19 protein-coding genes and 2 pseudogenes are annotated in these 20,979 nt (G+C 69.4%); 11 read left to right on the top strand and 10 right to left on the bottom strand.

Translation table 11 applies throughout. The annotated features are described in order from the left end of the window. Window positions 1-9: 9 nt before the first annotated feature. On the bottom strand, window positions 10-501 hold the full coding sequence (locus EBN03_RS34080) for a DUF2267 domain-containing protein (RefSeq protein ID WP_158675586.1): 492 nt from the start codon (window positions 499-501) through the stop codon (window positions 10-12). A 418-nt stretch (window positions 502-919) separates the two neighbouring features. Here EBN03_RS34080 and EBN03_RS10575 point away from each other — a divergent pair, with 418 nt between their 5' ends. The 5 genes and pseudogenes from EBN03_RS10575 (at window position 920) to EBN03_RS10565 (ending at window position 4,944) form a co-directional block, all read left to right on the top strand. Then, window positions 920-1,195, top strand: a complete 276-nt coding sequence (locus tag EBN03_RS10575; RefSeq protein ID WP_199742714.1) for a biotin/lipoyl-containing protein — start codon at window positions 920-922, stop codon at window positions 1,193-1,195. Window positions 1,196-1,199: 4 nt separating this feature from the next. Continuing rightward, window positions 1,200-1,382, top strand: a pseudogene (locus tag EBN03_RS35820) (cation-transporting P-type ATPase); the annotation flags it as partial. Window positions 1,383-1,423: 41 nt separating this feature from the next. Next, window positions 1,424-2,227: pseudogene (locus EBN03_RS35680) on the top strand (HAD-IC family P-type ATPase); the annotation flags it as partial. 6 nt (window positions 2,228-2,233) lie between these two features. Beyond that, on the top strand, window positions 2,234-3,988 hold the full coding sequence (locus EBN03_RS34990) for a cation-translocating P-type ATPase (protein WP_233608313.1): 1,755 nt from the start codon (window positions 2,234-2,236) through the stop codon (window positions 3,986-3,988). 389 nt (window positions 3,989-4,377) lie between these two features. Continuing rightward, complete coding sequence (locus tag EBN03_RS10565) at window positions 4,378-4,944, top strand: hypothetical protein (RefSeq protein ID WP_122187747.1); 567 nt, start codon at window positions 4,378-4,380, stop codon at window positions 4,942-4,944. A gap of 115 nt (window positions 4,945-5,059) precedes the next feature. Here the strand turns inward: EBN03_RS10565 and EBN03_RS10560 are convergent, their stop codons facing one another. The 6 genes from EBN03_RS10560 to EBN03_RS10535 all read right to left on the bottom strand — a co-directional run bounded on the left by EBN03_RS10560 (window position 5,060) and on the right by EBN03_RS10535 (window position 10,034). Continuing rightward, on the bottom strand, window positions 5,060-5,293 hold the full coding sequence (locus EBN03_RS10560) for a hypothetical protein (protein WP_122187746.1): 234 nt from the start codon (window positions 5,291-5,293) through the stop codon (window positions 5,060-5,062). Between the two features lie 166 nt (window positions 5,294-5,459). Continuing rightward, window positions 5,460-5,984 (bottom strand): hydrogenase maturation protease, encoded by a 525-nt coding sequence (locus EBN03_RS10555; RefSeq protein ID WP_122187745.1) that lies wholly within the window; start codon window positions 5,982-5,984, stop codon window positions 5,460-5,462. Further along, window positions 5,981-7,273: a Ni/Fe hydrogenase subunit alpha gene (locus tag EBN03_RS10550; protein WP_122187744.1), complete on the bottom strand. Its 1,293-nt coding sequence runs from the start codon at window positions 7,271-7,273 to the stop codon at window positions 5,981-5,983. The genes EBN03_RS10555 and EBN03_RS10550 overlap by 4 nt, the downstream gene beginning before the upstream one ends. Continuing rightward, window positions 7,257-8,045: an NADH-quinone oxidoreductase subunit B family protein gene (locus EBN03_RS10545; protein WP_122187743.1), complete on the bottom strand. Its 789-nt coding sequence runs from the start codon at window positions 8,043-8,045 to the stop codon at window positions 7,257-7,259. Before EBN03_RS10545 ends, EBN03_RS10550 begins: the two co-directional genes overlap by 17 nt. Continuing rightward, on the bottom strand, window positions 8,045-8,905 hold the full coding sequence (locus tag EBN03_RS10540) for an FAD/NAD(P)-binding protein (RefSeq protein WP_122187742.1): 861 nt from the start codon (window positions 8,903-8,905) through the stop codon (window positions 8,045-8,047). The genes EBN03_RS10545 and EBN03_RS10540 overlap by 1 nt, the downstream gene beginning before the upstream one ends. Beyond that, window positions 8,892-10,034, bottom strand: coding sequence for a 4Fe-4S dicluster domain-containing protein (locus EBN03_RS10535; RefSeq protein ID WP_122187741.1), 1,143 nt, complete (start codon window positions 10,032-10,034; stop codon window positions 8,892-8,894). The genes EBN03_RS10540 and EBN03_RS10535 overlap by 14 nt, the downstream gene beginning before the upstream one ends. Window positions 10,035-10,410: 376 nt before the next feature. On the opposite strand from EBN03_RS10535, the gene EBN03_RS10530 reads away from it, so the two are divergent. Both EBN03_RS10530 and ftsH read left to right on the top strand, forming a co-directional pair. Further along, on the top strand, window positions 10,411-11,739 hold the full coding sequence (locus EBN03_RS10530; protein WP_122187740.1) for a wax ester/triacylglycerol synthase family O-acyltransferase: 1,329 nt from the start codon (window positions 10,411-10,413) through the stop codon (window positions 11,737-11,739). Between the two features lie 322 nt (window positions 11,740-12,061). Next, complete coding sequence (ftsH, locus tag EBN03_RS10525; protein ID WP_122187739.1) at window positions 12,062-14,059, top strand: ATP-dependent zinc metalloprotease FtsH; 1,998 nt, start codon at window positions 12,062-12,064, stop codon at window positions 14,057-14,059. A gap of 129 nt (window positions 14,060-14,188) precedes the next feature. Here ftsH and EBN03_RS10520 read toward each other — a convergent pair whose 3' ends face one another. After that, window positions 14,189-15,577, bottom strand: a complete 1,389-nt coding sequence (locus EBN03_RS10520; RefSeq protein ID WP_199742713.1) for a flavin monoamine oxidase family protein — start codon at window positions 15,575-15,577, stop codon at window positions 14,189-14,191. A gap of 132 nt (window positions 15,578-15,709) precedes the next feature. Between EBN03_RS10520 and EBN03_RS10515 the strand changes: the two genes are divergently transcribed. Next, complete coding sequence (locus EBN03_RS10515; RefSeq protein WP_158675585.1) at window positions 15,710-16,255, top strand: TetR/AcrR family transcriptional regulator; 546 nt, start codon at window positions 15,710-15,712, stop codon at window positions 16,253-16,255. Here the strand turns inward: EBN03_RS10515 and EBN03_RS10510 are convergent. Beyond that, on the bottom strand, window positions 16,215-17,189 hold the full coding sequence (locus EBN03_RS10510; RefSeq protein ID WP_199742712.1) for a hypothetical protein: 975 nt from the start codon (window positions 17,187-17,189) through the stop codon (window positions 16,215-16,217). The genes EBN03_RS10515 and EBN03_RS10510 overlap by 41 nt on opposite strands. Before the next feature lie 171 nt (window positions 17,190-17,360). Continuing rightward, window positions 17,361-18,152, bottom strand: a complete 792-nt coding sequence (locus tag EBN03_RS10505; protein WP_147471519.1) for a hypothetical protein — start codon at window positions 18,150-18,152, stop codon at window positions 17,361-17,363. A 364-nt stretch (window positions 18,153-18,516) separates the two neighbouring features. Between EBN03_RS10505 and EBN03_RS10500 the strand changes: the two genes are divergently transcribed. The 3 genes from EBN03_RS10500 (at window position 18,517) to EBN03_RS10490 (ending at window position 20,966) form a co-directional block, all read left to right on the top strand. After that, complete coding sequence (locus EBN03_RS10500) at window positions 18,517-18,747, top strand: SHOCT domain-containing protein (protein ID WP_325052065.1); 231 nt, start codon at window positions 18,517-18,519, stop codon at window positions 18,745-18,747. Between the two features lie 282 nt (window positions 18,748-19,029). After that, the gene (locus EBN03_RS10495; protein WP_122187735.1) at window positions 19,030-19,713 is read left to right on the top strand and encodes a response regulator transcription factor; all 684 of its coding nucleotides are present in this window, start codon (window positions 19,030-19,032) and stop codon (window positions 19,711-19,713) included. Window positions 19,714-19,727: 14 nt separating this feature from the next. Then, window positions 19,728-20,966: a sensor histidine kinase gene (locus tag EBN03_RS10490; protein WP_122187734.1), complete on the top strand. Its 1,239-nt coding sequence runs from the start codon at window positions 19,728-19,730 to the stop codon at window positions 20,964-20,966. The last annotated feature ends 13 nt before the right edge of the window (window positions 20,967-20,979 follow it).

Genomic DNA, 20,979 nt, shown 5'->3' with positions numbered 1-20,979 from the left:
GTTCGAGCCTCAGCGAACAGGGTTGGGGTGGGACGGTGCCCCGGTCGTTCGGCCGGCCGCCGCGAGCGGTCCGTCGTAGTCGTCACCACGCAGTACCGCGCGCATAGGGGCCGGCAGCACCGTGAACACGTGATCCAGCTGACCGGGGGAGAACAGTTCCGCCAGCGCGCTGGTCACGGCGCCGAGCAGGGCGGTGGCCTCCGCCGGATCCACCTCCGCGCCGCGGGCGTACTCGTCGATCAGGGCCGCGGTGCTGTGGCCCACCGGCACCCGCGCGGGAACCCAGCCCTCGTAGAACACGCCGCGCAGCAGTTCCGGCAGCTGCGCCGCGAGATGCGCGGCGGTGGTCACTTCGACCCGGTCGCGGACGACGTGCAGCCAGGAGCGCAGCGCACGGGCCGCGAATGCCCGGTCGTCGGTCCCCAGCGACTCCGTGACGCGATGCAACCAGATGTTCGCCGTGTTCATCGCGTGCGCGTACGGATCGTTCGAATACGACATGGCCGGCTCCTTCCGCCGTGGATCGGCCCGCGCGGGCGCGCGGGCGGATGGTCGGTGCACGCGGGCGGCCGGCGCGGGCGCGCTGTGCCAGGGCTCGGTGGGCCGTCTCACCTGCCGATATCGGACAGCCTGCGCGGATCCGAGGCCGGTCGGGAGAGCCGAAAGCCCCCATTCGCCCGGGAAGATCGTGAATTGCCGGGGGTTCCGGGGACCGAGGTCCCACGGGCCACGGACCTTTCGCACTCCATGCGGCCCGCCGGCTGGGAGACGATGGAGAAATCGCCGGCACCTCGCCGATCCCGCGGTGCATCGCCTCGCTCTGCATGGCTGCCTTCGCCTCCTCGCGGACGGGGTATTTCCGCGGGCGGCCGGTATGACGGCCACGGTCCGTACAACCTCGAGCGGAAGGAGATTCGCGTTGACCGAGTTCCGAATGCCCTCGCTGTGCGCCGACATGACCGATGGCACGCTGCTGCACTGGTTCGTGTCTCCCGGTGACCAGGTGCAGCACGGCGACCTGGTGGCAAAGGTGTACACCGTCGAGACCGCTATCGAGGTCGAGCGTCTCGCCGAAGGCGTGCCGGGTGAGTTGCTGGTGCTCGAAGGCCCCCCCGCCTCGGTCGGCACTGTCCTCGCCCTGATCGACTCGGCTGGGTTCGCAGCGGAGACTGCCGTTGCCCCGGACTCGCCCTGAGGCCATGGCCACTCACCACGATCATTTGATGCAACCACCGGGACCGGATCCCGAGGAGGACGCCGGCCGCCTGCTGCGGGACCTGCGCAGCGACCGCCGGGGCCTGTCGGCTGCCGAAGCGCGACGCCGGCGGCTGCAATACGGCCCGAATGTGCTGCGCCGCCGTAGCGGGCCCCGCTGGCCGAAGCAGCTGGCCCGGCAGTTCACCCACCCGCTGGCCCTGCTGCTGTGGCTGGCCGCGGGACTGCTGGTGGCCGTCGGGTCCGATGTCGTCGCCGTCGCGGTGGTGTCGATCATCTTCTTGAACGCGGCCTTCTCGTTCGTGCAAGAGCTCCAGGCCGGACGGGCCGTCGAGGCCCTGGCGAAATATCTGCCCCAACAAGCGAAGGTCGATCGCGACGGCACGGTGATCGAGATCGATGCCACCGAGCTGGTTCCCGGCGATGTGGTGGTCATCGCCGAGGGCGACCGAATCGCCGCCGACATCCGGCTGCTCAGCGGTGCGGTGGAGGTCGACATGTCCGCGCTGACCGGGGAATCGGTTCCCGCTCTGCGGTCGGCGGCCGAAATCGACGTCGGCACACCACTGCTCGCGGCGCACGAGCTGGTGTTCAGCGGAACCACCTGCACCGGTGGTGAGGCCAGGGGGTGGTGTTCGCCACCGGCATGGCCACCGAGATCGGGCGCATCGCCGCGCTGTCCGAGCGGGTTCGGCAGGATCCGAGCCCGTTGGAGCGCCAGGTGCGCCGGGTCGCGTGGTTGATCGCGGGTGTCTCGGTGCTGCTCGCGCTCGCCTTCATACCGGTCGCGATGTTCGGGGCGGGGCTCGGACTGGTGAATTCGGTGGTATTCGCTGCGGGCCTGATCGCGGGAATGGTGCCCGAGGGCCTGCTGCCGGTGATCACCCTCGCGCTCGCCGTTGCCGTGCGCGCGCTCGCTGCCCGCGGCGCGCTGGTGAAACGGCTGTCGGCGGTGGAGACGCTCGGCTCGACCGATGTCATCTGTACCGACAAGACGGGCACGCTCACACAGAACCTGATGACCCCGGTTGCGATCTGGACGGCGGCCGGGCGTGCGGACCTCGATCCCGATCGGACCAGCGAACCGCTGGCCGATACGCCCGGCGGGCAGGCGCTGGGACGAATCGCGGTTTCGTGCAACAACGCCCGGCTCGGTGCCGAACCAACGGGGGATCCGACCGAGGTCGCGATCCTGACCGCGGCCGCCGCGCTCGGCGCCGACATCGATGTGGCGCATCGAGAGGCGCTGCGGCACTGGCAGTTCCATTTCGATCCCGAACTGAAGCTGATGTCGACCGTCGATGTCGAGCCCGGCGGGGCGCTGGCCGTGCGCACCAAGGGTGCTCCCGAGGCGGTGCTGCGGCGCTGCACCCACATCCTCGACCCGGACGGACAGCGGGTGCCGCTGACCGCCGGCCGCCGAGCGGAAATCGACAAGACGGTGGATTCCCTTGCCGCCGAAGGGCTACGTGTGCTGGCCCTGGCGGAACGCGACCCCGCCGGAATATCGGTGCCGCCGCGCCGCCGCGCGGACGCCGAGCGAGACCTGTGCCTGGCGGGACTGATCGCGATGGTGGATCCGCCGCGGCCGGGCGTGGCCGACTCGGTGGCCCAGTGCCGGGCGGCCGGCATCCGGATCATCGTGATCACCGGCGACCATCCGCTCACCGCAGCCGCCGTCGCCGAGCGGATCGGCATCACCGGCCCGCATCCCCGGGTCGTCACCGGCGCCGAATACGCGGACCTCGCCGAACGACAGCTCGCGACCCTGATCCGTGACGAACCCGAGGTGATATTCGCGCGCGCTACGCCGGAAGCCAAGCTGCACATCGCGGAGGCCTTGCGCGCCGACGGCCACGTGGTGGCCGTGACCGGCGACGGAGTGAACGACGCCCCCGCGCTGCACAGCGCCGATATCGGTGTGGCCATGGGCAAGTCGGGCACCGATGTGGCGCGCGAGGCGGCCACCATGGTGCTCACCGACGACGACTTCAGCTCGATCGTCGTGGCCGTGCGGTCCGGCCGCCGGATCTACGACAACGTCCGGAAATTCATCCTCTACATTTTTGCCCACGCCACCCCCGAGATCGCCGGCTTCCTGGTGTTCGCGCTCAGTGGCGGGCTGATTCCGTTGCCGCTCACCATCATGCAGCTGCTCGCTTTCGACGTCGGTACCGAGACGTTGCCGTCGTTGTCGCTGTCGCGGGAGCCCGCCGAACCAGGCATCATGACTCGGCCGCCGCGGCCGCGTGGCGAAGGGGTCATCCGTAGGCCGATGTTGTTGCGGGCGTGGCTGTTTCTCGGAATTATGGTCGCCGCCCTGGAGCTGGCAGGATTCTTCTGGGTGCTGCATCGTGCCGGCTGGCATCCGGGTGCGCCGGTCGGCCCCGGCGCACCGTTGCACCACGTGTACCAGCAGGCGACGACCATGACCTTCCTGGGCATGATCGCCGGACAGATCGGTACCGCGTTCGCGGTTCGGGCACAGCACACCTCGCTGCGGGCGGTGGGTGTGCTGACCAACCGGTATCTGCTCGGTGCCATCCTGGCCGAAGTCGTGCTGGCGGCCGTGTTCGTCTACACGCCGCCGTTCCAAGCATTGCTGGGCACGGCCGCGCTGCCGCCCGCCTACCTGGCGCTCTTGCTGCCGTATCCGCTGGTCGTCTGGGGTGCCGACGAGGCGTGGCGCTTCGTGCTGCGCCGGCACGACCGGATGCGAATCGCCGCCACAAGCGGAGCCGGGGCCGCTGGACCCGGGTCCGGCGGGTCCTAGGTCCCACTGCGGCACGCCGGCAGTGCCAGCTAAGGACTACCGGCCCAGTGCCTTTCGGCTCTGCGGCTGTGGCGGCCCGGAGCGCAGGATCGAGATATGACACGGAACACGCCCACACTCGCAACCGACGCGCAACGACGAGCGTCGCGAACCCGGTCGTGCCGGCAGTGACCGGAACCATCTGTGAACAGCCATCTCAGGGGTCGGTGCTCGGGCCGGCGCCGCACCGTGTTCGTGCCATCGGGGGCTGGCGACAGTGTCGTCACCGGAGTCGCCGACGCCGCCACGACGATGGGCGTCGTTCCCCCGCGGAGGCGGCCGCCGCACAGCAGCGGCGGCTCCGCCGGCGGTGGTTCCGCGCCGTAAGTATCGGGGGGTTCCTCGGCGTATTGCTGCCGGTTGCCGTTGCAGCGCTGACCGCGCACGCGGGCGCGCCGGTCGTCGCGATCGCGGTTCCCGCCGCGGCGGCTGGGGGCGCCGTAGTCCTCGGCGGTGCGCAGGCCGCGGTCCTGCGTACGGTGCTGCCCGTGCTGCGGATCCGCGACTGGGTGCCGGCCACGATGGCCGGCGCGGTGCTCGCCTCGGTAGCTCTGCTCGTCGTCGTATTGCACGGTCGGCAGATTGCGACCTGGTCGTCCTGGGCGCAGACGTCGGTGCTGGTGGTCTGTGAGCTCACCGCTGTGTGCTCGGTCGGTATCGCCCAAGCCGCGGTGCTGCGCCGGGCCTGCGACCGCGACATCCTCTGGGTTCTGGCCACCGTGATCGGCACCGTCGCCGGTGTGGCCGCGGGCGGGGCGGCACTGGTGCCGCTGCGCTTCGGCCCCCATTCGGCGGCCCTGACGATACCCGCCGTGGTCTTCGGTATCGCGGCGATGACGCTGGCGGCCGCGACGGTGACCGGACGGTACCTGGAGCGGATCGTCACGGCTCCGCATGCGCTGAATCTGCCTGCGTGAGGCGGTAATTCGCCCGTCGGACGAGGTGCGGCCGCCGGTGACCATCGGCTCGCGGTCGGTCGGCCCGGCTGCCAGTCGGGGCGGGGACAACCCTCGGCCGTCCACGACGCCGTGCTCATCCGGGTCCGGAATCGCCTGTCCCCGAGTCGGTTTCGGCGGCACGCCGGGGACCGCCGGCCCGGTCGGGTCCTGGGCTGCCGGCGGAGCCCGGCCGGTGTCCGGTGGTGGTCGTGCGGCGGGGTCGACGGGCCGGGGGCTCCTGCGCCGCTGCCGATTCGGTGACCGCGAGCCGCCACAGGACCAGGGCGACACCGGCCCAGATGAGGAACAGGACGATATCGGCGCTCATAATCGCTCATCCCCTTGTTGCCGTGGCGTCGAGACCGTCCCGGGAAGACGGGAATCGCGGATCAGGGCGTTCATTGCGAGTGCCGCCATTGCCGGGTTCCTGTCATCGAATGGTCTGGTCGAGACCGAGGATCCGCTTCTCACCTGCCGCGCGGCAGTGCAGCAGGTCACGGAGTGCGGGGACCTTCGGCCTGTCTGTCCTGACGGTGCGGCCGCGCCGGGTCGGCTCTGCGCGCGACGCGGCGCAGTTCGGCCCGGATCGCCGAGATCACCTCGGGGACCGCGGCGGCGACCGGCTCGGAGAGTCCGGCGCCGAGGTCCAGGCTCGCGGCCTCCACGGCGATCACGACCAGCTCACGGGGAACCCGGCCCAGCAAGCGGCCCAACGGCAACGCGTCCGGGATGCCGAGCGCGTGGGAACTGGTGGCGGTGGTGTGGCCGCGTAACGCGTCCACGCTCGTCCGCCAGACCCTTCCCGGGGTAGCGGGTTCGCAGCGCACCGCGTCGACGACGATCGCGAGTTCGGCGCCGTCCCACAGCTCGAGCAATCCGGTCGGCTCGCCGTCGCACACCGTGACGAGTACCCCGGGCAGGCCGAGGGCCTCCAGACGTCGGGCGACCGCCGGGCCGACACCGTCGTCGCGCCGGTAGTCGTTGCCGACGCCGATCACCACCGCGCGGGCCGTGCTCACCGCCGGATCAGTTCGAGGTCGAGGAAGTGGGCCGAGCAGGAGATGCAGGGGTCGTAGTTGCGAATGGTCCGCTCGCACAGCGCGGTCAGTTGGGAGTCGTCGAGGTCCAGGTGGCCGGTCACGGTGCGGCGCAGATCGTCCTCGATCGCGGCCTGGTTCTGCGCGGTCGGCGGCACGATGTCGGCGCCACCGATGATGCCGTCCGCGTCGATCTCGTACCGGTGATAGAGCAGGCCGCGCGGTGCCTCGCTCACCCCGTGCCCGATGCCGGGTCGTGGCGCCACCGGGACCGCCGGGCGCTGCGCGGGCTCGTATTCGGCGATCGCCCGCAGCGCTTCCTCGATGGCGTAGACGGTTTCCACGACCCGGACCAGGATGCTGCGGAACGGGTTCCGGCATTCGGTGCCGAGCCCGATCGCGGTGGCCAGCTGCCGGGCCGACAGCGAGAGGTGCCGAGAGTTGAGCGTGTAGCGGGCCAGCGGGCCCGTGAGATAGCGGTGGCCGTCCAGATCGGCATGCAGGGCGGTCGAGTGCGGGACTTGCCGTTCCACCACATGCTCACCGAATTCGGCTGCGGGGAAGGCGATTCCGCTCGCGGTGTGGAGATCGCCGGCTTCGATGGCGTACCGGTCCGGATCGCCGGCCGCCAGCAGGTCGTAATCCAGTGTCACATCCGGGAATTCGAGTGCCGCGGCCGTCTCGGCCAGCACCATGGCCCGGTCGTGCGCGCGACGCAACTGCGGCACGAGTGGCGCGAGCTCCGCGCGGGTGGGCACCGAGTAGAAACCGCCGACCCGCACATTGATGGGATGGATCGGCCGCCCGCCGATCTGTTCCAGCAGCGCGTTACCGGCCTTCTTGACCGCCAGACCGGCCTCGACCAGTTCGCGGTGATCGGCCGCCAGGGCCAGCGCGTCCGGGTAGCCGAGAAAGTCGGGCAGATGCAGCAGGACGATGTGCAGTGCGTGACTGGAGATCCACTCGCCGCAGTACAACAGCCGGCGCAGCGCTCGCAGCGGCGGATCCAGTTCCACCTCGCACACCTGCTCGACCGCGTTACAGGCACTGGTCTGATACGCCACCGGACAGATGCCGCAGATGCGCGAGGTGATGTCGGGCGGCTCGATATACGAGCGGCCGCGCAGGAACGCCTCGAAGAATCTCGGTGGCTCGAAGATGTTCAGCTCGGCACGCCGCACGACCCCGCCGCCGACCTCGATGCGCAGCGCGCCCTCGCCCTCCACCCGGGCGAGCGAGCCGACCCGCAACTGCCTACGGTGGTGGCTCATCACGCCTCCGGTCGGTTCCGGTGTACTCGGCGTATTCCGGTGCGGTCACCGCGAAGGTGGTCAGTACCCGGTCGATATCCGGTTGCGGCATCCCGTTGACGCGCAGAATCGGCAGCAGCGCACCGACGTTCGGGTTCCGCATAGGGCCGAAGCAGCCGTAGCAGCCACGATGGAAGGCCGGGCAGATCGCCCCGCAGCCCGCGTGGGTGACCGGGCCCAGGCAGGGGATCCCGTCCGCCACGGTCACGCAGGTGGTGCCCCGGCGTTTGCATTCGGTGCACACGCTGGTGTCCGGGATGTCCGGGGCGCGGCCGTGCAGCAGGGCGTCGAGCAGGCCGAGCAGCTGCCGCCGGTCGATCGGGCAGCCGCGCAGTTCGTAGTCCACCGCGACGTGCGCGGAGATCGCGGTGGAGGTGGCCAGTGTCGCGATGTGCTCCGGCCGGGCGTAGACCAGGGCCGCGAACTCGTCCACATCGGCGAGGTTCCGCAGTGCCTGGATTCCGCCGTGGGTCGCGCACGCGCCGATGGCCACCACCACCCGCGACTGTTCGCGGATCGCGGTGATCCGGCCCAGTTCCTCCGCAGTGGTGATCGACCCTTCGACGAGTGAGATGTCGTAGGGGCCGGGCTCGATCGCGGCGGATGCCTCGAGGAAGTGGGCGATGCGGACCTGCCCGGCCAGCGATAGCAGTTCGTCCTCGCAGTCGAGCAGGGTGAGCTGGCAGCCGTCGCAGGAGGTGAACTTCCAGACCGCGAGTGTCGGTGTCGTCATCACAGCTCCTCGACTTCGAGCAGCGGCCCGGCCGTGGCGTAGTCGGTGACCGGGCCGTCGCGGCAGAGCAGCAGTGGGCCGAGCTGACAGTGCCCGCAGTGGCCCACCCCGCACTGCATGTTCCGCTCGAGCGACACCCGGATGTCGGTCGCCGCGACACCGTGCCGCAGCAGGGTTCGCGCGCAGAACCGGATCATCGCTTCCGGACCGCAGACGAACGCGGTGGTGCGGCTGGGGTCCAGCGTCAGCCCGGCCAGCGGTTCGGTGACGACGCCGACGGCGCCGGTCCAGCCGGGCCCGGCGGTGTCCACGGTCCGGTACACCTCGGCGGAACCGGTTGCGGCCCACTGCTGTTGCTCCGCGGCGAACATCAGGTCGGCCGGGGTGCGCGCTCCCATGATCACCACCACCCGCCCGAATGTGGCTCGGGCGCCGAGCGCACCGAGTACGACGGGCCGCAGCGGTGCCGCTCCGCACCCGCCCCCGACGATCACGAGATCCCGGCCGCCGGCCGATTCCAGATCCCAGCCGACGCCGAACGGCCCCCGCACGCCGACCCGCCCGCCGACGGGAGTGTCCTGCAAGGCTCGGCTCACCGCACCGACCGCCCGGATGGTGTGCTCCAGCAGATCGCCGTGGTGCGGGTCACCGCTGATCGACATCGGGATCTCGCCGACGCCGAAACGGTAGAGCATCATGAACTGACCCGGCCGGAAGTGCCGCACCGCGCGGCGTTCGGGTTCCAGGGTCAGGGTGACGGTGTCGCCGGTCTGCCGGGTACGGGCCACGACCCGGTACGGCAGCATGACATCGGTTTCCGCTGCGTCCGGGCTCGCGGCCGATGTGTCAACGGTCGTCATCGCGGTCCCCCGGCGTGTTGTCGGGGAGGGGAGTGAGCTCGGCCAGCCGGGCGACCTCGGCGGTCAGGTCGATCTCGGCCGGACACCACGCGATGCAGCGCCCGCAGCCGACGCAGCCCGCGCTGTCGTGCATCTCCTGCCAGGTGCCGAGTTTGTGCGTGAGCCACTGCCGGTAGCGGCTCGCGCCGGATTGCCGCACGCTGCCGCCGTGCACATAGGAGAAGTCGATCTCGAAGCAGGATGCCCATCGCTGCCGGCGCTCGGCATCCGCGCCGGTGAGGTCGGTGACGTCTTCGGTGGCGGTGCAGAAGCAGGTCGGGCAGACCATCGTGCAGTTGCCGCACGCCAGGCACCGATTCGCGACTTCCTCCCAGTGGGGCGATTCCCGCGAATCACGCAGCAGCTCGGGCAGATCCCGATCGGGCAGGGCCCGGTGCTGGCATCGACCGGCTGCCTCGATCGCGTCGCGCGCCCCCGTGATCTCCGCCGCGGTGGCCGGCCGGGCGGGCAGCTGCTCGAGGATCGCGGCGCCGGCGTCGGATCCGGTGGTCACCAGGAATCGATGACCGGCCTCGTCGAGCTGTTCGGTGAGGGCCAGGTCGTAGCCCGGACCCGCGCCCGGGCCGGTACCGGTCGAGGCGCAGAAGCAGAGTTCGCCCGGTTCGGTGCAGTCGACGGCCACCACGAAGAGGCCGTCGTCGCGGCGCACGAAGTCGGGATCGGGATGGCGGCCGGCACCCAGCACGCTGCGCAAGGTCGCGATCGCTGCCAGATCGCAGCCACGGACGCCGAGAAACGCCATCCGCGCCGTCGGCTCCACGACCGGTTCGGCGGTCAGATCCGGGGCGATGCGGGCCGTGGTGCGCTGTGGCGGGTGCAGGAACCGCTTCCAGGAGCCGGGCCCGGCCGAGTGTGCGAAGACCGCACTGTCCGCGCGCTGGACCACGCGGTAGCGACCGGGTGCGACCGTGACGCCCCAGCCGTCCGGCAACTCCGCGCCGGAACGCAATTCGTCCAGCACGATGGCGTCGTCGCGCAGCTGCGGTCCGATGACCCGATAGTCCTCGGCCTGCAGCACCTCCACCAGCCGGTCCAGGCCGGCTCGGTCGATGACCTGTTCAGCTGCCATGGGACTCGATTCATGGAAGATCCGATTCGTCGGTAACCACCCCGGCGTGGGATGACCTGTTGTCCAGTCTCCGGCACCGCCCGGTCGCGCGACCAGGGGCGAAGGTCATCGGCGAGCGCGACCGAGGACTCGCGAGACATCAGCGGATCGCGGCAGTCCGCTCGCCACATGCCACGGATCGAGCCCCAGCAGTTCACCTGCGACCGCGACCGTGGCCCGGTCCGCCGGGTGTGCCGACCCCGCCGGCATGGGCCGGCTCGAGGTCGGGACTTCCGACCCTGTGGCCATACGACTCGCTGCCCTCGCGGACGGCCCCGGAACGGCATCAAATGGAGTGGAACCGGCTGCTCGCAGCCCCGAACCGGAGAGGTCGGATATGACTGTCATACACGCGCTCGACACCGGTTTTCTCGCGCTCGAGGACGCGGATCCACGATTGAGTCTCGGTATCGGCGCGGTGGCGATCATCGCCGGCCGCCCACCGGATCGGGACCGGTTCGCGAGCACACTCGCGGCCCGAGTCGACCGCATGCCGCGCCTGCGTGACCGGCTCAGCACCACGTGGCTCGAGCTGCGAGCCCCGACCTGGGAGCCGGACCCCCGTTTCGACGTGGCGCACCACATCCGCTGGACCGCGCTGCCCGCGCCCGCCGACCTGCCGCAGCTGTACGAACTGGTCGCGGCCGATATCGCCGAACGTCTGGACCGTGACCATCCGCTCTGGCAGTGCACTGTCGTCGAGCGCGTCGGCGCGGACAGCTGGGCGGTGATCGTGAAGGCCCACCACGTGCTGCTCGACGGCATCTCCGGCATCGAGCTGTTCGATGCCCTCAGTGACCGCGCGCCCGCACCAGCCGCACCGCCACAGCCTCCCGCGCGACGAGCGTCGGTGTTGCGAATGCTGGAGCTGCCCTTGCGAATTCCGCGGGCGGTCTGGTCGTCTGCGCAGACGCTGCTCCCGGTGCTCTACGCGGCCGCCGCTCCGGGCGGGAGGACGTCGCTGAGCGGGCCGGTCGGGCACGCCCGCCGCTACGCGGTCGCGCGCACCACCATGTCCCGGGTCCGCGGGATCGCCGCCCGGTTCGATGTCACCGTGAACGATGTCGCGGTCGCGGCGGTCGCCGGCGCCTACCGGGCCGCCCTGCTGGCCCGGCACGAGGATCCCGGTGCGAATCCGATCCGGGTCGTGATACCGATCTCGACCCGCACCGCTGACGCACCCGCGCTCGGTAATCAGGTCTCGGCGATGCTGCCGGAACTGCCGGTGGACCGCTCGTCGGCGATCCGGCGGCTGCGCGCGGTCCACGAGCGCATCGCGGCCCATCGCGGTCGCGGGGAGGCGGCGGCGGAACAGAACCTGTTGGGCCTGGCCGACCGGTTGCCGTATCCGTTGGTGGCCTGGGCATTCCGGATGGCATCCCGTTATCCCCAGCACCGGATCGCCGCGCTGGCCACCAATGTTCCCGGACCGGCCGGGCCGCTCACCTTCCAGGGCGGTGAGGTTCGGGAGATCCTGCCCTACATCCCGTTGGGAATGCGGCTGCGCACCACGATCGCCATTCTCAGCTACGCCGGCCACCTGGTATTCGGTGTCACCGGAGACTTCGACACCGCACCCGACGTCGAGCGGATCGCCGCGGCGATCGAGGCGGAGATCGCCGAACTGGACCGGCTCCACGACCGATCCGACGAGACCACGTCATGACGTTCACCGATCGTGCCGGATCCGCGGAACCGCGGCCGGTGGTCGACCGGGAAGTCCGGGTCACGGCCGACGGCGTGACCGTTGTGGGCCGGTTGACGACACCGTCGGGGCCCCGGGGATGGTGGTGTTCGTGCACGGCAGCGGCAGCAGCCGACACAGCGGTCCGGCCGGCGGACGATCAACCTGGAGTAGAGGCGAGGCCCGGATCCGGATCGGCAGAGGACTTCCGGCCCTCATCGGGCGACCGATCGTCACTGTCACCAGCGGTCTCGGCGGGACAGAGTTGAGTCCGACAGGTACGGAATACCGGCGGGAGCACACGATGAGCAGACGGGTCAGTTCGCCACCGGCCGGCGATCGGCCGCCCCCGGCATCCCCGCGAGATCCGGCCTGGCGGCGCTGGTTGCCGAGCGTGCTGGTGGCCGCCGCGATCGCCGTACTGTTCGGACTGTCCGCGATCCGGACGCCCTCCCCGGCTCCGGACGATCTCGGCTACAGCGCCTTCCTGACCGACGTCGATTCCCATCAGGTCAAGTCCGTCACCATCGAGTCGTCGGGCCGGGCGACGGGGGCATTGATCAACGGGCACGACTACACCACCGTGATCCCGGCGCAGGCCGGGTCCGCCCTGCTGGAACGGCTGGAGCGCGCGGGTGTCACAGTGACCGCGGCAGCGCCGGCGACCAGCTCGCCGATCTGGTCGACCCTGCTGTCGATCGCGCTGATCGCCGGGCCTTTCGTCCTGCTGTTCTGGTGGGTACGGCGTCTGGGCCGTGGCGCCACTACGCAATTGGGCGGCGCGATGGGAGTCGGCAAGTCCAAGGCGAAGGTCTTCGATACCGAACGGCCGAACACCACGTTCGGCGATGTCGCGGGCTATGCCGGGCCGAAGGCCGAGATCACTGAGGTCGTCGACTTTCTGCGCGCGCCCGAACGATACCGGCGGGCCGGTGCGGTCGCACCACGCGGCGTACTTATGGTCGGGCCGCCCGGGACCGGCAAGACGTTGCTCGCCCGGGCCGTCGCGGGGGAGGCCGACGTGCCGTTCCTGTCGGTGGCCGGGTCGAGTTTCGTGGAGATGTTCGTCGGGGTGGGTGCAGCGCGCGTCCGTGACCTTTTTGCCGAGGCCCGCAAGCGCGCACCGGCGATCGTGTTCCTCGACGAGATCGACGCGCTCGGGGCCCGGCGCGGTGGGTCGGCCATGGTGTCCAACGACGAGCGGGAACAGACGCTCAACCAATTACTGTCGGAGATGGACGGATTCGATCCGGCGGTCGGCATCGTCGTACTCGCCGCCACTAATCGGCCGGAGGTGCTGGACCCCGCGCTGCTGCGACCGGGACGGTTCGACCGTCAGGTCACGATCCCGCTTCCGACGCTCGCGGAGCGCGCGAAGATCCTGGCGGTCCACTGCCGCGACAAACACCTGGATCCGGACGCGGACCTGCAGGTGGTGGCGCGCGGGACTCCCGGTTTCTCGGGCGCGGATCTGGCCAATCTCGCCAACGAGGCCGCGATCTGCGCGGTGCGCGACGATCGCACCGTGATCCGGGCCGCCGACTTCGACGCCGCCCGTGATCGCATCCTGCTCGGTCGCCGGGAGGGCTCGAATGTGCTGCTGCCGGGCGAGAAGTACGCGGTCGCCGTCCACGAGAGCGGGCATGCCCTGGTCGCCGCACTGTCCGAACGCGCCGACCCGGTCGCCAAGGTCACCATCCTGCCTGCCGGGCAGACTCTCGGTACTACCGAGCAATTGCCTCTGGTCGAGCGTCACCTCTACGGCGAGGACTATCTGACCGACACTCTCGCCGTGCGGCTCGGTGGCCGGGCCGCAGAACTGGTCGTTCTCGGCCAAGGCTCGACCGGCGCCGCGAACGACCTGGCACAGGCCACCGACCTGGCGACCAAGATGGTCCGTGAGTTCGGGCTCTCGGCCGCGCTCGGCCCGATCGGCTATCCGCTGGGCGGGTCGGTATTTCTCGGCGGCGGCTCCGAACTGACCAGTCGCCCGTTCGCCGAGGCTACCCAGGCCGCGATCGACAACGACGTGTCCCGGCTGTTGCGTGTGGCAGAGAAGCAGGCCGTGGATCTGCTGGAATCCCACCGCGACGCACTCGATCGCCTGGTGGCGATGCTGCTGGAACAGGAAACCGTCGACGGCTCCCAGGTTTACGCGCTGGCCGGTGTGCCCGTCCCGGTGGACGGTCCCGGCGCGGCAGTGGCCGAGACCGTGGCACCGCGGCGCGGTGGCCGCGCCGTGCCGCCGCGTGATCGTACTCGCGGGTCGGGCATGCCGGCCCGGTCGGGTGCGGGCGAATGACGTTGCGGGACATGGAGAGTTCCGGGAGCGAACGGGGACTTCGGGAGCGGGGATTCACCGCGGATCCGGGGACGGACGCGGCAGCCGGATGCCAAGACGTAGCGGCGACCATGTCGGCTTTCGTCGTGGTCAGCCGGTGATCTCAGCGGCCGCGCGCAGACCGGAGTTGTAGGCGCCGTGGACGGTGCCGAAAGACATGCGGTCGGTCGCTTCGCCGGCGAAGTGGATGCGGTCGGCCAAGTCTGCGGCGAGGTGGTCCCGCATGTCGGGGGTGGAGCCGAGCTTGTTGAACGAGTAGGAGCCGCGCGCGTAGGGGTCCGATGACCAGCAGGTGATCTGGTGGTCGAGCGGATCGGGGACGGCGGGCCCGTAGACGGTGCGCAGGGTGGCCATCGCCTCGGCGACGAGGTCGGTGTCGGACCGGGTTTCGCTGTCGCGCCCGAAGCCGGCGGCGTTGAAGCCGAGCAGGATCGGCTGACCGGCGACCCGGGCGTAGTTGATCCATTGGGCCCAGTGCCCGGGCTTGTCCAGGGCCGGAACGTAGGTGAGCCAGTCGGTGTCTGGCCAGAAGGTATGCGGGAACCGGAGATAGCACTTGTCGAGAACGCCCATGCCGAGCTTCGCGATCGCGGTGCTCTTGTCCTCCGGTAGTCCAGGGGTGAATTCTATTGTGCCGCTCTGTAATACGCCCAGTGGCACGGTTATCACGACGTGATCGGCCGCGAAGGATCCGGTAGTGGTGGTCACTGTGACCCCGGCGCCGCTCCAATCGACCCGGTCGACCACTTGCCCGGTGCGAACGGTCAGCCCGCGGGTCAGATAGTCGGTGACGGCGCCGTACCCGGCCGGGAAGAGGACGTCGCCGCCCCGGAGCTTGGCATCGTCGTCGAAGTACCGGCTCGACAACTCGTCGGCGCTGCCGGAGTACTCGTGCTCGTAGTCGTTGAGTAACGAAGCCACCAGCGCCTTGTCCGCCTCCGGAAGCGCGGACCAGTTCACCGCGTGCTCGGCGACCGATCGCAACGACGCGTCCGGGGTCTCGTCTTCGGCGTCGTCCTGGGCCTCGGCGAGAGCCGCGGCGATAGCGTTGCGCCAGTGCTCGATCCGGTCGGCGGAGTCCTGGCCGACTCGGTGACCGTCGGTGCCGTAGACGGTGTTGTCGTCGGCACCGGTGGGTATGGTGCGCGCGCCCGCTCGGCGGGCCAGGTCGGCGATCGGGTTGCCGTCCACCCCGTGGATCCAGGATGCGCCCAGGTCCACCGGAGCGTCGGGCCACTGATCGGATGTCCGGATCCGGCCGCCGATGCGATCGCGGGCCTCGAGCACCATCACATCGTGGCCGCGATCGGTGAGGGCCCGCGCTGCGGACAAACCCGCGATCCCGGCGCCGACCACGATCACTGAGCGCCGTGCGCCCGCGGGTGGGGTGGTGTCGTCGGTGTTGCACGCCGCGGCGGCGAGCGTCGTCAGCGCGGACAGTCCGCTCGCCCGCAGGAATCGGCGCCGATTCATCGTCATGTGCCACCGAACCTGTCTGTCGCCCCTTCGCGCCATGGCTCGGCAGCGGCGACATCTAGAATGATCATCTGATACACCAGAGAATACTTTGAGACACGAATGTGTCAAATGAGACGTATGGAGTGCAGTGAAATGCGTACCGATGCGACAGACGTCCTGGATGCGGCGATCCCGGTCCTGGTGCGGGACCGGGGTGCGTCGATGCAGGTCGTCGCGGCCCGCGCCGGCATCAGCCGTGCCACGCTGGCCCGCATGTTTCCCACCCGGCAGGCCTTCGTACAGGCCGTGGCGGCCAAAATCCTCGACGACTGCGACAGTGCACTGACCGCCGCCGAATCCGGTTCGGGTCTCACCGATGCCGCGCTGGCCGGACTGACCGCGGAATACATCCCGTTCGCTCAGTTGTGGAATCTGGTCTATGTCGAGCCGGACGTGCTCGGCGCCCCCGAGGCCGCTGAACGAGCCGAGCGGATCTTCGCCCGTACCACCGCCTTGATGGCCGCCGGCCAGGACGCCGGCATACTGCGCACGGACATGCCTGCCACCTGGCTGGCCTCCACCTTCTGTGGACTGGCCGAGACCGCGTGGGAGTTGACCTTGGAAGGCCATATGGGTACCCGCCAGGCCCCCAGTTTCCTCACCGCGGTGCTGCACCACGGCCTGGCCGCCGCGCGGTAACAGGTGTGCCAACCCTGTCGCGGTGCGGGTCGACCGCCGCGTCCAGGGACGCATTCAAGGCCCGGAGCTGCTCGACCGTGTCGCCGTGCTCGCGCAGGAACTCCGCGCGCGCCTGCCCGCGCCGGAAGTGGACAAAGGCCCGGCCGGTCTCGAGCTGCCAGGTATACCAGAACAGGTACGGCACGGTGAGGACGAAATTCACTACGCCCCAGACGATCCAGATGTCGTTGTCGAACCAGCCGTCCGAGGGCATCACCTTCGGGAAGATGTTGTAGATCGCGATCACCAGCATCAGCACCGGCAGGGTGTAGATGCGGGCCATGATGTACAACTCCGGTCGCCGCTTCACCAGCGGATAGATCTCCGCTACCGCCAGAATGCAGATGCTGGCGGCGAAGTGCTCTTCCTTCGGCGGATAGCCGCCGTAGGTGAAGCACAGATTCCAGGTGGTGTAGAGGAAGTTCCACGCCATGGTCGTGTAGGCGACCAGTTCGGCGTTGCGGCCCGGGATCACCTCCCAGAAGCGGGGGCAGTAAGGGATCGTGAGACACAGCCCCAGGCCGACTGCGGCGTTCCAGTAGTTCCCGATCTCGGCATCCCGGAGTGTGGCCTCGGCGATGTTGAGGAACAGGATCGCGTACGGAAACCACAGGAACCGAGGACTGCGCAGCAGCTCCCAGATCCGGCCCGTGCGCTGTTCGGCGACCGCGACCCGCATCGCCCCGACCACGACCAGCGGAATCAGTACCGACAGGATCTTCGCCCAGGAGAACCAGTTGACCAGCCCGATGTCGCGGCCGGGTCCCCAGATCCACAGCGGAAAGGTCAGCAACGACAGTCCCCACGCCCAGCCCGACGCGCGGGGGTGCCGTCGCATGAATTCGACCACGAGCCAGAGGACTGCGCAGAAGACGAGCATCGATACCGCAGTCACCCAGGTGAATCGGGCCGGGTTTCCGGAAACCGCTTCGGACGCCGCCAGTATCATGCCGCTACCGCCTCTCGCATTGTTCGGGACGACGGGCCGCTCCGGTAGCGGAACGGTTCCCCGTATCGTCGACAGCGGTCGCGCCGGAACCGGGTGCGACGCGCCTGTCGCTGCAGGTCAGACTTCCGCCGCCACAGGAACAGCGGCAGCCGCCGGCTGATCGGAGCGGGTGTTCTGCGGAGTGCCGCGGTACATCCCGAAGTAGACGCGGGCGGCCATGTACAGGTACGCCACGGTCTTCGGGATCATGAGCAGGCCCACCTGCGGGATGCGCCGGGCGAACAAGATGACCGGGGTGTAGCAGGCGAACGATGCCGCCATGGCGTCGGCGAGGGAACGGAACGTGCGATCGCCGGCGCGATCGGCCTCCCGACGCATCATGACCATCTCACCGGCACCGACGGACAGCAGCGGCAGGTTACGGACCACACCCCAGCCCGGCGGGGTTTCGTCACGGTCCCACCGATTGAACGGCATGGCCAGCAGCAGCAGCCGTAGCCCGGACAGTCCCAGCAGCGAACCGGTGAAGCGGTCCCATGACTTGCGGAACCGCAGCCGCCAGGCGTCGAGAGTCAGGACGTAGAACAGCGTGATGGTGATCGAGGTCGCCATCTCACCCAAGCCGATCAAGCTGGCCCGCTGCCCGCGATACCGGATGAAACCTCGCCCCTCGCCGCGCGCCAGCGATACCGAGCGCAGCGCCAGGTGACCGGTGTCGCCGACTGCCAACAGGGTGAACGCTTCTCGCAGCCGCTCGGCCTCCGGGCGCTGCTCGACCGGCACCCGATCCCGTCGGCGGCGCATGGCGACGACCAGGCCCCAGAGGCTCACCAGGTAGGACAGGTTGAAGATCAACTCGATTCGCTTGCGTGCCGTCGACACCATCGTCTGCTCCGTTCGTTCGATCACGATGGCTCGAGTCTTGTCGGGGACCGCGTGCCCGCAGTAGGGACATTGGTCCCGACCGGTCGATCATTCGGTTGATTCGTCCCACAAGCCCGTCCGGTGAGGACCTTCGGCCCGCGATCGGTGCCGCAGGCCCCTACGGCCGGCGTCCGGGACCGGCGAATATCGAGGTCGAAACACTGGATGGCCCCTGTGGGCCGGCCTGGAGGAGGTCAGATGGATACGCCGATGCCGGACATGTCGATGCAGTCGCCGCTGAGGCAATTGCTGCACCCGTTCATGATGTGGATGCACCAGATGGGCATGTGCCCGCCGATGGCCATGTGACGCGGGCGGTGCGCTGATGATGATGTGGTACGGAAATGGCATGGGTGGCTGGGGTTACGCCCTCATGACGATCGGCATGATCGGATTCTGGAGCCTGGTGCTGGCCGGGTTCGTGTTGCTGCTGCGCAGCACCGGTGCGTCGGTCTCCGGGCAGCGGCCGGTCCCGCATCGGCCGACTCCGCAACAGATCCTCGCCGAGCGGTATGCCCGAGGAGAGATCGACGACGATGAATACACCCGCCGCACAAGGGCTTTGAATTCGACGACCTGATCAGGAGCTGGGGCTGACGATCGCCGTGATCGCGTGCCGCCGCGGCAACGCAATTCGGGATCGAGAGAGTCGACACGGCCGGCAGGCCCCGGAGGCTCGGTCACCAGCAGAGCACCGACATCGCCCCCGATGCGGGCGCGGTGTCGGCGCGTGCGGCAAGCCGATGACGCGCGGATCCATGGGGCGCCCGGCTGGGACTCCCGGTCCCGGTGATTCGGAAGGATTGTCACACCCGTGTACGCCGCGTCAGGGAGAGATCGGCTGCGATGGCAGGCTGACAGCATGTCGAGTCCGGACCGTGCCGTGCCCCGAGTGTTGCTGGTCGAGGACGACCGTACCCTTGCCGACCTGGTGAGCACCCTCCTCCAAGAAGAGAGTTACCAGGTCCGCCTTGCCGTTGACGGCCAGCTCGGCTTGCATCGCGGGCTTACTGAACGGTTCGACGTTTTGATCATCGATCGTGGCCTGCCTGTCCTGGACGGACTGGATCTGCTGCGTGCACTGCGTGCTCACGGTGTCGACACCCCGGCCCTGCTGCTCACCGCTCTGGGTGCGGTCGCCGACCGAGTCGAGGGCTTGGACAGCGGGGCCGAGGACTATCTTGTCAAGCCGTTCGAGGTGCCGGAGTTCTTGGCGCGGGTCCGGGCCCTGCACCGTCGGCATCGAGCCACCGCGGCCTCGTTGCCGATCGGTACGCGGCGGCTGGTGCCGGTCACCAGGACCGTCGTCGATCCGACCGGCAGAACCGCGGATGTGTCGCTGTCCGAACGGGAATGCGCGCTGTTGGCGCTGTTGGCGCGAGCGCCGCATCAGATATTCACCCGGTCTCAGCTCCGGGAACTGATTTTCGACCGAGCCGACAAGGACAGTACCGTCGACACCTACGTGCACTATCTGCGCCGCAAACTCGGCCGCGACACGGTGCAGACGGTCCGTGGCCTCGGTTACCGGCTGGGTGCCCGGTGAGTCGGCGCACCCCCATGACCGAACCCGCCCGGCTGCGCCGAGCCACCCGGATGGTGGCACTGCAGGTAGCACTCGTGCTCGGTGGACTGTTGATGCTTGTCGGGGTGGTGCTCTATGCCGTTGATCTGCGCTTCCAGCACCAGCAGATCGACGGCCAGCTCGCCCAGGTCGCCGCGCGCGTGGATGACACCGACGACCCGCCACCCGGGATGGCAATCGGCATCGTCGACCAGGGCACCGGCCGCGTCGTGGTCAGCGACCGCGCACCCGAGCCGACCGCCGATTCGACCCACGGCCCCATCGGCTACCGCGATCTGCGGGCGGGCGACGTCGACTACCGAGTGCTGGTGACCGAACGGCCCGGCCGGCGCATCGCGGTACTGGTCGACCAACGGCCTTGGCAGGCAGGCCGGCAGCGTCTACTCGAGGCTCTGCTGGTGGCCGAACTCACCGGCGGGGTCGCCGCTGTCGGTGCCGCGGTACTGCTGTCGCGTCGGGCGATCCGGCCGCTGACCGAAGCACTGGCGCTGCAGCACCGCTTCATTGCAGACGCCTCGCACGAACTGCGAGCGCCGTTGACGGTGCTGCACACTCGCGCTCAGCTGCTCGCTCGCCGCGCTGAACGCGAGCAACTGCCCGGCCCGTGGCGCGAACAATTGGACGGCCTGGTCACCGACACCAGGGCACTGTCCGGCATCATCGACGATCTACTGCTGACCGCAGCCGCCGACCATCACCCGGACCGGGTCGAGTCCGTCGACCTGGCAGCACTGTGCCGGGAAGTGGCAGGCAGCTTCGAGGCCCACGCGCAGACCCTCGGCGTCGCCGTCGGTGTCGAGACCGTCGCGGCTGGTGCCGAAGCGACAATCGACGGGGTACGCCCGGCGCTGCGCCGCGCGATGTTTGCGCTGGTGGACAATGCCCTGCAGCACGAACAGTCGGGCGGCTCGGTTTCGATTCGGCTCGCCCGCACCAGATCCGATGTTCTGGTCACGATCAGTGATACCGGCGCAGGCCTCGAACCGCGGGACGCCGGCCGACTGTTCGAGCGGTTCGCGCACGGCGACGGGCACACCGCCGGAGTCCGGCCGCACGGTATCGGCTTGGCACTGGTCCAAGCAGTCGTCGAGGCCCATCGCGGGCATATCACGGTAGACGGCGCCCCGGGCCACGGCGCCGAATTCACTCTTGTACTGCCCGCGCGCACAGACGTCCGAGAATTCTCCAAGAATTCGGACCTAGGCTCACGCTGACCGCTTCGAATTC

It is taken from the genome of Nocardia stercoris (assembly GCF_003696265.1).
In the GTDB taxonomy this organism is placed as follows: Bacteria; Actinomycetota; Actinomycetes; order Mycobacteriales; family Mycobacteriaceae; genus Nocardia; species Nocardia stercoris.
The sequence above is the reverse complement of the archived record's forward strand: the minus strand, read 5'-3'. Positions and strand labels throughout refer to the sequence as shown.

What these genes read in the sequence shown, in the direction of transcription:
- EBN03_RS34080 (WP_158675586.1), bottom strand. Translation starts at nt 501, where the DNA reads ATGTCGTATTCGAACGATCCGTACGCGCACGCGATGAACACGGCGAAC.
- EBN03_RS10500 (WP_325052065.1), top strand. Translation starts at nt 18,517, where the DNA reads ATGGGTGGCTGGGGTTACGCCCTCATGACGATCGGCATGATCGGATTC.
- EBN03_RS10550 (WP_122187744.1), bottom strand. Translation starts at nt 7,273, where the DNA reads ATGAGCCACCACCGTAGGCAGTTGCGGGTCGGCTCGCTCGCCCGGGTG.
- ftsH (WP_122187739.1), top strand. Translation starts at nt 12,062, where the DNA reads ATGAGCAGACGGGTCAGTTCGCCACCGGCCGGCGATCGGCCGCCCCCG.
- EBN03_RS10560 (WP_122187746.1), bottom strand. Translation starts at nt 5,293, where the DNA reads ATGAGCGCCGATATCGTCCTGTTCCTCATCTGGGCCGGTGTCGCCCTG.
- EBN03_RS10545 (WP_122187743.1), bottom strand. Translation starts at nt 8,045, where the DNA reads ATGACGACACCGACACTCGCGGTCTGGAAGTTCACCTCCTGCGACGGC.
- EBN03_RS10520 (WP_199742713.1), bottom strand. Translation starts at nt 15,577, where the DNA reads ATGACGATGAATCGGCGCCGATTCCTGCGGGCGAGCGGACTGTCCGCG.
- EBN03_RS10490 (WP_122187734.1), top strand. Translation starts at nt 19,728, where the DNA reads ATGACCGAACCCGCCCGGCTGCGCCGAGCCACCCGGATGGTGGCACTG.
- EBN03_RS10495 (WP_122187735.1), top strand. Translation starts at nt 19,030, where the DNA reads ATGTCGAGTCCGGACCGTGCCGTGCCCCGAGTGTTGCTGGTCGAGGAC.
- EBN03_RS10530 (WP_122187740.1), top strand. Translation starts at nt 10,411, where the DNA reads ATGACTGTCATACACGCGCTCGACACCGGTTTTCTCGCGCTCGAGGAC.
- EBN03_RS10535 (WP_122187741.1), bottom strand. Translation starts at nt 10,034, where the DNA reads ATGGCAGCTGAACAGGTCATCGACCGAGCCGGCCTGGACCGGCTGGTG.
- EBN03_RS10540 (WP_122187742.1), bottom strand. Translation starts at nt 8,905, where the DNA reads ATGACGACCGTTGACACATCGGCCGCGAGCCCGGACGCAGCGGAAACC.
- EBN03_RS10515 (WP_158675585.1), top strand. Translation starts at nt 15,710, where the DNA reads ATGCGTACCGATGCGACAGACGTCCTGGATGCGGCGATCCCGGTCCTG.
- EBN03_RS34990 (WP_233608313.1), top strand. Translation starts at nt 2,234, where the DNA reads ATGACCCCGGTTGCGATCTGGACGGCGGCCGGGCGTGCGGACCTCGAT.